This is a genomic window from Microbacterium sp. HMWF026 (genome assembly GCF_003061325.1).
GTDB classification, from domain to species: Bacteria; Actinomycetota; Actinomycetes; order Actinomycetales; family Microbacteriaceae; genus Microbacterium; species Microbacterium testaceum_E.
Map to the genome: position 1 here is coordinate 1 of NZ_QAJB01000023.1, position 11453 is coordinate 11453.

7 protein-coding genes are annotated in these 11453 nt (G+C 67.9%); 1 reads left to right on the forward strand and 6 read right to left on the reverse strand.

What is annotated here, in order from left to right; genetic code table 11:
- Positions 1–164: 164 nt before the first annotated feature.
- From DBR36_RS01155 to DBR36_RS01165, 3 genes are all read right to left on the reverse strand, one after another.
- Positions 165–1142 (reverse strand): carbohydrate ABC transporter permease, encoded by a 978-nt coding sequence (locus DBR36_RS01155; RefSeq protein WP_108317203.1) that lies wholly within the window; start codon positions 1140–1142, stop codon positions 165–167.
- Positions 1139–2494 carry a carbohydrate ABC transporter permease gene (locus DBR36_RS01160; RefSeq protein WP_375136041.1) on the reverse strand — a complete coding sequence of 452 codons (1356 nt, stop codon included), beginning with the start codon at positions 2492–2494 and terminating at the stop codon, positions 1139–1141. The genes DBR36_RS01155 and DBR36_RS01160 overlap by 4 nt, the downstream gene beginning before the upstream one ends.
- Positions 2495–2618: 124 nt before the next feature.
- Positions 2619–3950 (reverse strand): ABC transporter substrate-binding protein, encoded by a 1332-nt coding sequence (locus DBR36_RS01165; protein WP_108317204.1) that lies wholly within the window; start codon positions 3948–3950, stop codon positions 2619–2621.
- A 237-nt stretch (positions 3951–4187) separates the two neighbouring features.
- Between DBR36_RS01165 and DBR36_RS01170 the strand changes: the two genes are divergently transcribed.
- A complete protein-coding gene (locus tag DBR36_RS01170) occupies positions 4188–5201 on the forward strand; it encodes a LacI family DNA-binding transcriptional regulator (protein ID WP_108317205.1) in 1014 nt (337 codons plus the stop codon).
- A 64-nt stretch (positions 5202–5265) separates the two neighbouring features.
- Here the strand turns inward: DBR36_RS01170 and DBR36_RS01175 are convergent, their stop codons facing one another.
- From DBR36_RS01175 to rplJ, 3 genes are all read right to left on the reverse strand, one after another.
- Positions 5266–9990 carry an ExeM/NucH family extracellular endonuclease gene (locus DBR36_RS01175; RefSeq protein WP_258222501.1) on the reverse strand — a complete coding sequence of 1575 codons (4725 nt, stop codon included), beginning with the start codon at positions 9988–9990 and terminating at the stop codon, positions 5266–5268.
- A gap of 290 nt (positions 9991–10280) precedes the next feature.
- Complete coding sequence (gene rplL / locus DBR36_RS01180; RefSeq protein WP_108317207.1) at positions 10281–10667, reverse strand: 50S ribosomal protein L7/L12; 387 nt, start codon at positions 10665–10667, stop codon at positions 10281–10283.
- 38 nt (positions 10668–10705) lie between these two features.
- A complete protein-coding gene (gene rplJ, locus DBR36_RS01185) occupies positions 10706–11221 on the reverse strand; it encodes a 50S ribosomal protein L10 (RefSeq protein ID WP_108317208.1) in 516 nt (171 codons plus the stop codon).
- Positions 11222–11453 lie beyond the last annotated feature (232 nt).

Consider the following 11453-nt stretch of genomic DNA (forward strand, 5'->3'; position numbering starts at 1 on the left):
CCCGGCCGCCGGCATCCCTCCGATAAACGCCGTTCCTGCCGAGACACGCCGCCTCAGCGCGTGTCTCGGCAGGGATGGCGTTTATCGCGGAAGGGGCGCCTCGGGAACGACGAAGAAGGGGCGCGACATCCGTGCGGATGCCGCGCCCCCTCTTCGTGGAAGGTTCAGCCCTTCGTGGCTCCGGCCAGCAGACCGCGCACGAAGAAGCGCTGCAGCAGGAAGAACACGATCAGCGGAACCAGGATCGAGATGAACGTTCCCGCGGACTGCAGGAACCACTGGTCGCCCCAGGTGCCCGACAGCGAGTTCAACGACTGCGTCAGCGGGAGCGATGACGATGGCGCGAAGATCGTCGCCACCAGCAGGTCGTTCCACACCCAGATGAACTCCAGCACCGCGAACGACGCCAGCGCGGGCGCCGCGAGCGGCAGGATGAGGCGGAAGAAGATCTGCCCGTGCCCGGCACCGTCGACGCGCGCGGCCTCGATGACCTCGGCCGGGATTTCGGCGATGAAGTTGTGCAGCAGGAAGATCGCCAGCGGCATCGCGAAGATCACGTGCGCGATCCACACCGTCGCGAAGCTGTGCTCCACGCCGCGCAGATCGAAGCCCGGGAAGATCGTGACGTCGTTGATCGTCAGCCCGCGCGAGAACAGGCTCAGCAGCGGCACGAGGGCCATCTGCAGAGGCACGATCTGCAACGCGAAGATGAAGATGAAGAAGAAGTTCCGGCCCTTGAAGTCGATCCACGCGAATGCGTACGCGATGAGCGAGGCGACCGCAAGGGCGAACAGCACCACCGGGATGGTGATGGCCAGCGAGTTCAGGAACGACTGCGCGAGGGTCAGGGCGGTCCCACCCGACGTCAGCGCGAGACGGTAGTTCTCGAGCGTGAACGACGGGTCGGTGAACACCGTCCACCAGCCGGTGGACTGCGTGTCCGAGCCCGGTCGGAACGACGTGATGAACAGACCGAACGTCGGGATCGTCCAGAAGAACGCGATGACGATCGCGGCGATCGTCGCCCCCTTCGAGGTCAGGCGCTTGCGCGCCATCGCCTCGTGCTTGCGGGTGTCGCGGGCGACCTGACGGGCCGAGCGGGTGTCGGTGGTGGGCTCGAGCACCACGGTGGAGGTGGTCATCGCACTTCCCTCTGCTTCCGGATCTGGCGCACGTTGAAGATGATCAGCGGCAGCACGAACAGGAACAGCACGACGGCCAGAGCGGCGGAGTGCCCGTAGCTCTGGAACCGCTGCTGCTGGTTGACCATCTCGAAGGCGAGCACGGTCGAGTCGTTGCGACCGCCGGTCATGACGGCGACGATGTCGTAGATCTTCAGGGCGCCGATGGCGATCGTGGTCAGCACGACGATGAGGGACGAGCGGATGCCGGGGACGGTGACGTTGATGAACCGCTCCCAGGCGCTCGCGCCGTCGAGCTCGGCGGCCTCGTTCTGCTCCGGCGGCACCGCCTTGATCGCCGCCGAGAGGATGACCATCGCCAGACCCGTCTGGCTCCAGATGAAGACGACGACTAGCAGCAGCGTGTTGACCAGCGGCGCGGCCGACAGCCACGAGATCGGCTGGCCCCCGAACGCGGTGACGATGGCGTTCAGGATGCCGAGCTGGTCGCCCTGACGGAAGTCGTAGACGAACTTCCAGATGATGCCGGCGCCGACGAACGAGATCGCGAACGGCATGAAGATCAGCACCTTGAGGTACTTCTCTCCCGCGGCCCGATCGATGAAGACCGCGTAGGCCAGGCCGATCGCGGTGGCGATGGTCGGGGCGAGCAGCACCCAGATGAGGGTGTTGATGACCGACCAGAACCCCTCGGGGTTGGTGAAGGTCCAGATGTAGTTCTCGAGACCGACGAAGTTGTCGCCCGTCTTGTCGAAGAACGACTGGAAGAAGGTGGTGATGGCCGGGTAGACCAGGCCGATCAGCAGCAGGATCGCGGCCGGGGCGGCGAAGAGGACCAGCTGGAAGAGGTACCCGGCGCCCTGGCGGGAGCGGTAGTCGGCGTAGAAGAGGATCGCGCCGAGGATCACCGCGATGCCGAGAACGTAGACGACGGCGTTCTGGTAGGGCCGCAGCAGCATGAACGCCAGCACGGGGATCGCGAAGCACGCGATCAGGCGGAGCCAGAAGTAGCCCTTGCCCGAGCGCGGGGCGTACTCGATGAGGAGCAGCAGCAGACCCACGACGGCGCCGAAGACGACGAGCACGAGCGGGATCTGCACGATCGGGCTCAGGCCGCCGAGCCAGATGAAGAAGCTGTTCAGCGAGAAGCCGAGGGTGGTGGGCTTGGTCTCGGCGGGAGCCCGCGTGACCATGAAGAGGAAGAGCGCCACCACGAGGATGAGCCCCACCAGGACCACCAGCAGCGTGGTCCGCCGGGTGGAAGCGGACCCGCGTCGCGGGCGCACCTCCTGACCGCGGGACGGCGGCGGCGACGCCGACGGCGTCGTCTCCGCGTTCTTGATATCGGTCATGACGTCCCTCCCGAACACGCCTTCGTGCTCATCGATGAGTGCCCGCGTGGTGCGTGGGGCGGAATAGAAGTATGGACCTGATGGGCCGCCCGCGTCGCGGACGGCCCATCAGTGATCGGGTGAATTAGTTGTCGTACCCGGCCTGGATGTCGCTGAGCACCTGGTCGGTCGGCGTGCCGTCGATCCAGCTGACCATGCCCTTCCAGAACGAACCGGCGCCGACGGTGGCCGGCATGAGGTCCGACGCGTCGAAGCGGAGCGTGGTCTTCGGGTCCTGCAGCGTCTTCATCGCCTCGGTGAGGAATTCGCTGGAGGCCAGCGACGGGTCGGCGCCCTTGTTGGCCGAGATCACGCCGCCGAGCTTGACGCGGGCGTCCGCGAACTCGGGGGTGGACATGAACTCCACGACCTTCTGCACGTTCTCGTCCTCGGAGAAGGCCGCGACGAACTCGCCGCCACCCTCGACCGCGAGCTCGCCCTCGGTGACGCCCGGGGTCAGGAACGCGTAGACGTCGCCGTCGGGCGCGATCGTGGGCGTCTGGCCGGCGGCGTTGGTCACCGTCAGGAAGTTGGCCGACAGGAACGACGCCTGGTGCGTCATCGGGCAGCTGCCGTCGGCGACCTTGGCGGCCACGTCGGCGAACGCGGTCGAGTTGATGCTGCGGACATCGCCGAAGCCGGCGTTGACGTAGTTCGGGTTGAGCAGGATGTCGCCCACCGCGTCGAAGGCCTGCTTGATCTCGGGGTCGGTGAACTTGACCTCGTTGGCGACCCACTTGTCGTACGTGTCGGGACCCGACAGGCGCAGGACCATGTCCTCGACCCAGTCGGTTCCGGGCCAGCCCGAGGCGGCGTCGGACGCGAAGCCCGCGCACCACGGAGCGGCGCCGGTCTTCTGCTGGATCGTCTGGGTGAGGGTCATGAGCTCGTCGAGGGTCTTGGGCACCTCGACGCCCCACTCCTTGAACTTCGCCGGCGAGTACCAGACGTAGCCCTTGAGGTTGGCGAGCATCGGGGCGGCGTAGAACGTGCCGTCCTCGGTGCCGTAGGACTTCCAGTCCTCGCCCCAGTACTCGTCGACGTTCGACGAGACGGCGTCGGACGCCTTCTGCACCTCGCCGGTGCCGATGAGGGTCTTGAGCAGACCCGGCTGGGGGACGATCGCGATGTCGGGGGCGTCTCCACCGGACACCTTGGTGACGATGTTGCCTTCGAAGCTCTTGTCGCCGGTGTAGACGACCTTGATGCCCGTGTCCGCGGTGAACTGCTCGAAGCTCTGGTTCAGCGCGTCGGCCTCGGTGCCGGTGATACCGCCGGCGATGCGGACCGTGGTCTCGCCGCCGCCTGAGCCGCTCGATCCGCTGCTGTCGCCCTCGGCGCAGCCCGCGAGGGCGATCGCACCGACCGCCAGCAGTCCGACGGGCGCCAGCAGGCGGGTCCGCTGTGACATACCCATGTGGTCTCTCCTCTTTGAGTTCTGTGGTGCACCGGATCCGTAGGGAACCGATTCCAGGTAACCGTAGAGGCAATTCCGAATCATCGCAACCGGTGTCATGTTACGGACCGATAACGGGCGAAAATACGCGCGAAAAGCACGACGAAACGGCCCGGGACCGGTTCCAGGATTGTGGAATATCGGATACTCTTCTTCGACGTCGACACGGACGTCGACGCGGGACGAGAAAGATCACGCATGAGCGGAATCGCCGATGTGGCACGCCTGGCCGGCGTCTCCAAGTCGACGGCGAGCCGCGCTCTCACGGGCGGCGGCTACGTCTCGGACGACACGCGCCGACGCGTCACCGATGCCGCGACGTCGCTGGGCTACGTACCCTCGACGAGCGCGGTGAGTCTGGCGACCGGACGCACCCGGACGATCGCCCTCATCGTGCCCAAGGTCAACCGCTGGTACTTCGGTTCGATCGTGGAGGGCGTGGAGCGCACGCTCATCCCCCTGGGCTACGACGTCACGCTGTACGTCGCCGAGCCCGGATCGAACGACCGCGAGAGCCTGTACTCGACCTATCTCGCCCGCAAGCGATTCGACGGCATCATCGCGGTCGCCCTCGAGCCCGACGACGCCGACCTGGAACGCCTCGCCAACATCGGCAAACCGGTCGTCAGCATCGGCAACGCCCTGACGGGCGTCCCCACGCTCGGCCTCGACAACATCGCCATCACGCGCATCATCACGCAGCACCTCATCGCCCTCGGCCACACCGACATCGCTTTCGTGGGCAGCACGCCCCCGACGGACGCCCCGGCCAAGGACGTCGACGAACGCTCGATCGGCTACCGCAACGCGATGAACGACCACGGCCTCGCCGTGCGCATCCGCAACGTCCCCTCGACCCTCACCATCACCGACGCCTATGCCGCGGCGGCATCCTTCCTCGCCGATGCGGCGTCGCGCCCCACCGGGGTGGTCGCCGCGTGCGACGAGGTCGCGATCGGGGTCATCATCGCCGCCCGCCGCATGGGCATCTCGGTGCCCACCGAGCTCAGCGTCGTGGGGATCGACGGCCACGATTACGCCGAGATGTTCTCGCTCACCACCATCGAGCAGTTCCCCGAGGCCCAGGGGGTCGAGGCGACGCGCATCCTGGTCTCGATGATCGAGGGCACGGGTGAGCCGTCGTGGCGCACCGAGGCCGACACGCGTCTCGTCGTGCGCACCTCGACCGCTCCCCCGCGCGCGTCGAACTGAGGACGGGCTCGAACGCGGAAGACCCCGGATGCCGTGGCATCCGGGGTCTTCCGATGTTCCTCGATCAGTCGAGCTGACGTGTCGCCCGTCGGCGGGCCACCAGTCCGAGTCCCAGCAGCGCGAGGGCCGCGAGCACGCCCGCACCCATCCACGCGGTGTCGGAACCGGTCACCGGCAGCGCTCCGGTGCTCGAGCCCGCCCCGCCGGAGCCGTTCTGACCCGTGCCGTTCTGGCCCGTGCCGTTCTGACCCACGCCGTCCTGGCCCGTGCCACCCTGACCGGCACCGGCGCCGGGCGTACCCGCACCGTCACCGGCGACGGCGACCTGTACCGGAACCGTCACGGCCGTCCCCGTGGGCTGGGCCGTCAGGCGCAGCTGCAGGGTTCCGCTGGCGTCCGCGGGAACGCCCACGGTCACCGTCGCCGAGCCGTCGACGACGGCGACGCTCCTGGCCGCCGGGGCGGCCAGGGCCGAGGCGTTCGCCGTGGGGGCGACGAGATCGGCGACGCGGGTCGAGGCCACCGCCGCGCCGAACGAGGCGTCGAGGGAGGTGTTGGCCGGCGCCCCGAGCGAGGTGAGGTCGAGGTTCGAGACCGTCACGCTGACGTCCGAGCCCGCCGCGACGGGCTGCGCGAGGGTCGAGACCTGCACACCCCGTGCCGTGAAGTCGGGGCTCAGGCCCGGGTCCTTGTTCTCGTCGAGGTAGGCGATCCACGCGTCGCGGTCGATGAGCCCCGAGTCGCGGGTGTCGGTGCCCTGGGCGAAGACCGAGAAGCTGTCACCGCCGCCGAGCAGGAAGTTGAACGAACCGACGCGGTACCCGTGGGCCGGGTCGACGGCGGCGCCGTCGATCCAGATGCCGGTGATGCGCTGGCCCGCCGGACGCGAGGCGTCGTAGGTGTAGCGGAGGTTCTCCGAGACACCGAGCGACAGGTTCGCCGCGTCCTTGCGCTGGGCGAAGTCGCCCCACTGCTGCTCGAGGACGCGTCGCAGCTGGTCACCCGTGAGCGTGGTGGTCCACAGGTTGTTCAGGAACGGCAGCACCGCGTTCGCCTCGGCGAGCGTGATGACGCCGTCGGTGCCGTAGAGCAGTTCCTCGCGCAGACCGCCCGCGTTGACGAACGACACCTCCGCGCCGCCGCGGTCGGCATCCGAGAGCGAATCCAGCAGGGCGTCGGCGACGAGGCCGCCGAGGGCGGACTGCTTGGTGCGGTCGCCGCGGGTACCGCCGGTGTAGACCCCGTCGACGTACGAACCGCCGCTGAAGGCCGTCGTGATGTCGGCGGTGACCTTGCCCACGGGCTGCTGGCCGACGACGTCGGCCCGCTGGCGGGCGTCGGCGACGATCTCGGACACCTCCTTCACACGGGGGTAGGTGTCGATCAGCTGCGTGTCGAGCTGCGCGGCCGTCTGCTTGTCGGCCGGGACGAGACGAGCGACGTTGCGAGCGGTGTAGTTTACGACGTCGCCGTCACGGTCGACGTCGAGGACGATCTGACCGACGTTCTCGCCGTAGCTCCCGGTCTGGACGATCGGGCGGGTGCCCTCGCGTCCCGGGATCGGAGCGTCCCACGCGTAGAGCTGGTGCGTGTGACCGGTGAAGATGGCATCCACCTCGGGAGAGGTCTCGTTCACGATGTCGGCGAACGGGCCTCCCGCCGCGACGGCCTGCTCGATGGTCGTGGTCTTCTGCCCGGTGCCGGAGCCCTCGTGGTACTGCGCGACGATGACGTCGACCTGGTCGTCGATCTCGGCGACGACACGGTTGACCTCGGCGACCGGCTCGCGGAACTCGATCCCCTGGATGCCGGAGGGCGTGACCAGCGTCGGGGTCGACTCCGTGATGGCTCCGATGACGCCGACGCGCACGCCGTCGACCTCGAAGATCGCGTACTCGGGCAGCAGGGGCTTGCCGTCCTTGAACACGTTCGCGGCGAGGTAGGGGAAGTCGGCGCGGTCCGAGACGCGACCGGTCAGGTCGGTGGCGCCCTGGTCGAACTCGTGGTTGCCCGTCGCCGAGGCCGCCAGGTCGAGCGCGTTCAGCACGTCGATGGTGGGCTCGTCCTCGAAGTACGACGAGGCGAAGACCGAGGCGCCGATGTTGTCACCGTTCGAGAGGAACAGCGAGTTGGCGTCACCGTACTCGGCGCGCAGCTGCTCGACCGTTCCCGCGAACTTCACCGTGTTGGCGTCGATGCGACCGTGGAAGTCGTTGATGCCGACGAGGTTGATCGGGGTGACGGTGTCGCCCAGGTCGAGACCCACGACCACCGGGTCGTGATCGCTGGAGCGGTACGGCGAGGCGTCGTAGAAGTTCGTCGCGTTGTAGTTGTAGCGGCTGTACTCCAGGGCCAGCGCCTCGACGGCGTTGATGTTCCAGATGTCGGTACCCGTGACGAGCTCGCGCGCCGAGGCGGATCCGAGGACGTGGTCGAGCGAACCCGACTGCCCGCTGAACGAGTACGAGTACTTGCCCGTTCCCGCCTCCAGCGTCTCGAAGCCGTACTGGCGCAGCTTCTCGATCGGGTCCTCCTGCGCGTAGGAGTTGAAGTCGCCCAGCAGGAAGACGTCCTCGGTGCCCACGGCCGCGGCACGGTCCTGCGCGAACTTCCCGAGAGCGTCGGCCTGACGGACGCGGTCGCCGTTGAAGGCGCCCTGGATGCCGTTGGCGTTGTCGCCGGTGGCCTTGGGGTTGCTGTCGCCCTTCGACTTGAAGTGGTTGACGATCGCGAGGATCTTGGCATCCGGCGAGCCGACCGGGGCGAAGGCCTGGGCGAGCGGCTGGCGGGCATTGCGGAACGCCGCATCGTCCAGGATCACGCTGTCGCCGACGGGGGCGACGACGGCCTTCTTGTAGATGAAGGCGGTGCGGATGACGTCCTCGGTGGCCGGCAGTGCGGCGGGCGAGGGCACGAAGGCCCACTGCTCCGAACCGGCCGCGGCGTTCAGCGCGCCGACCAGCGTCGACAGGGCCGCATCGCGGTCCTTTCCGAACTTCGCGGAGTTCTCGATCTCTTCGAGCGAGACCACGTCCGCGCCCAGGCCGTTGACCGCGGCGACGATCTTGTCCTGCTGACGCTTCAGGTTCGCGGCGTCCGCGGCACCGCGCGGGCCCGGGGCGGGGCACGTGTCGGCGGTGACGGGGTTTCCCTCGCGGTCCTTGTACGTCGAGGTGCAGCCGACGCTCTCGGCCGTCGTGGTGAAGTAGTTCAGCACGTTGAAGCTCGAGATCTTCACGGTGCCGCCCACCGCAGCGGGCGCCGCAGTGCGAGTGTTCGCGAAGGTTGCCGGCTGGACCGTCTCGGCGTTGTCGACGGTCAGCTGGGTCGTCGGCTGGAACTTCCACGCGTTGTTGCGGTAGTCCAGGATGACGGGCCCGGTGAACGTCACGGGCGCGCCCACGCGGACCGGCTCGGTCAGCGAGAGGTAGGGCAGGGGGATGCCCTGGTTCGCCCTGTTCAAGAAGTTGATGGACGCACCATCGTCGAGGATGACGGCGCGCGCGTTGTTGTCGGCCACCGCGGCGACGTACTCCGGGGAGTCGGGACGCGCGACGTCGGTGGGCGTGCGCAGCGGCGTCGTGCCCGCGGCGAGCCCCACCTCGGCGTACTGGTTGGTCGAGTAGCTGTTGGTGACGGTGAAGTCGCCCTGCGGCGCGAGGAGCATTCCCTCGAAGCGCTCGCGCTCCTCGTCGGTCTTGGGCCACGACACCTGCGCCGGGGTCACGGCCTCGGCCTGCTCGGTCAGGACGGTGACCGAGGCGGCATCCGTCGTGATCTGCGTCTGACCCGAGAACTCGCCCGCCGTTCCCGTCACCTCGACGTGCTCGCCGATCTTCACCTTCGCGGTCGCGGCGGATCCGTAGACGAAGACGGCGTCCGAGGCGCGGTGCGTGGCGGGGTCGAGGACTCCCCCGGTGCCCGGGGTCTGGATGAAGAAGCCGTTGTACCCGCCCGTGGGGTAGGCGGCCGTGACGACGCCGCGCGTCGTGACCGTCTGTCCCGCGAGGGGGGTGGTGGCGCCGGTGCCCTGGATGTCGCGGATCGGCGTGACGACCCCCGGGGTGGGGGCGGTCGTGGGCGAGGGGCTGGCGCTCTGCGTCGGCGACGGCGAAGCGCTAGGGCTCTGGGTCGGCGCGGGAGTGGAGCCGCCCGAGCCCTGGGGGGTCACCGTCGTGGTGTTCGTGAAGTCGGCGGAGTTGTCGTTCGTGTCGGCGAAGCCGGTGCGCACGAGAGCGTTGGGGGTGCTGTTGCCACCGGTGACCGCGGCTGCCGCCGTCTCGAAGGTGGTGGCGGTGCCGTACCCGAGGAAGTCGACCACGCGACCGTCCGAGACGTTGCCCGCCGGGAGGGCGAGCGACTCGGCGACGTTGGCGAGGACCAGCTGTCCGCGCTCACCCCCGGGGTTGAGGCCGGTGCTCGTGATGTCGGCCGTCGGCAGGGGGGCGCCGTTCTCACCATTGCTCGTCAGGCCGATGAGGTAATACCCGCCCGCGGCGATCGATCCGGTCAGCGGCAGGGTGTTGGCGGCGTTGGGCGCCGTCGTCGACGTGGCGGCACGGTACTGCAGCGACCAGCCGCTCAGGTCCTGAGCGGTGTCGCCGGCGTTGTAGAGCTCGACGAACTTGTTCGTGTAGAACGCGTTCGCGCTCCCACCCTTCAAGTAGGCCTCGTTGATCACCACCTTCGAACCGACCGCGGCCGAAGCCGGAAGCGGGACGAGAGCGGATCCGAGCAGAGCGACGCCGAGAGCGGCGCTCAGTGCGGTCGTGAAACGGCGTGCGGGCACGCGCGAAGCAGCGGAAGGCATGGGTCTCCAGGGACCGGCGTGCGCAAGGCGACGTCGGAGGTGGGGGGATCGACGGGGGGTCTCAACGACCGTAAACGATCCACATACCCTTTTCCCAGACTTCTTTATTTCGATCCGGTGAACATCGGTCCCTCATCGGGTGACACCGCGTCCCAGCTCCTGTTCGACCTGCCCTCCCCCATCGACATCGAGGCCCGGAAACGACGAAGACCCGGATGCCAGTGGCATCCGGGTCTTCGGTATCGCGGAAAGCGACGGTGTTGCTGAAATTACTTCAGGGTCACCGAGGCGCCGGCCTCCTCGAGGGCAGCCTTGGCCTTCTCGGCGGTCTCCTTGTTCGCGCCCTCGAGCACGGCCTTGGGGGCACCGTCGACGACGGCCTTGGCCTCGCCGAGGCCGAGCGAGGTGAGCTCGCGGACGACCTTGATGACCTGGATCTTCTTGTCACCGGCGGCCTCGAGGACGACGTCGAACGAGTCCTTCTCCTCGACCTCTTCGGCGGGGGCGCCACCGGCAGCGCCGGCTGCGGCCACGGCCACGGGGGCGGCGGCGGTGACGTCGAAGGTCTCCTCGAACGCCTTGACGAACTCGGACAGCTCGATGAGCGTGAGCTCCTTGAACGCGTCGAGCAGCTCTTCGGTGCTGAGCTTAGCCATGTTGTATCTCCTTGATCGGGTTAATCAGCCGGGCCGGGTCAGGCCGCGGTGTCCTGCTTCTCGCGCAGCGCGTCGACCGTGCGAACGGCCTTCGACGGAAGCGCCTGGAAGACGTATGCCGCCTTGGTCATCGTCGCCTTCATCGCACCGGCGAGCTTCGCCAGCAGGACTTCACGGCTTTCGAGATCGGCGAGCTTGTTGACCTCATCCGCGGACAGGGGGGCGCCATCGAAGTAGCCGCCCTTCACCACGAGCTGAGGGTTAGCCTTGGCGAAGGCACGCAGGCTCTTCGCGACGGCGACAGGGTCGCCGTGCACGAACGCGATGGCAGACGGGCCCTTGAGCTCGTCGTCCAGTCCCGTGACCCCCGCGTTGTTCGCGGCGATCTTGGTCAGCGTGTTCTTCACCACGGCGTAATCCGCGTCCTGACGGATGTCGTTGCGCAGCTGCTTGAGCTGGGCAACCGTCAGACCGCGGTACTCGGTCAGCAGAACGGCGGTCGAGTTCTCGAAGTTCTTCGTGAGCTCGGCGACCGATGCATCCTTCTGCGCCATGGCCACTCCTTGTGTGAACGAGGCGCTCCGCGGAGGCGGGGCGCCGGCCGAAGACACCGGGGTCCGGACAAAAAAGAAGAGCTCCGGCGCAGGCGCACGGAGCTCGTAAGAGTTTCGTTTACCTGCGTAGGTCCCCTGCTTTTCAGCAGACGCTTCGATCGACATGCGAGCACGACGATGACCGACGGTCTTTGGCTTGAGCTCTACAGTACCCGATCCCCCGCCGCCGCGC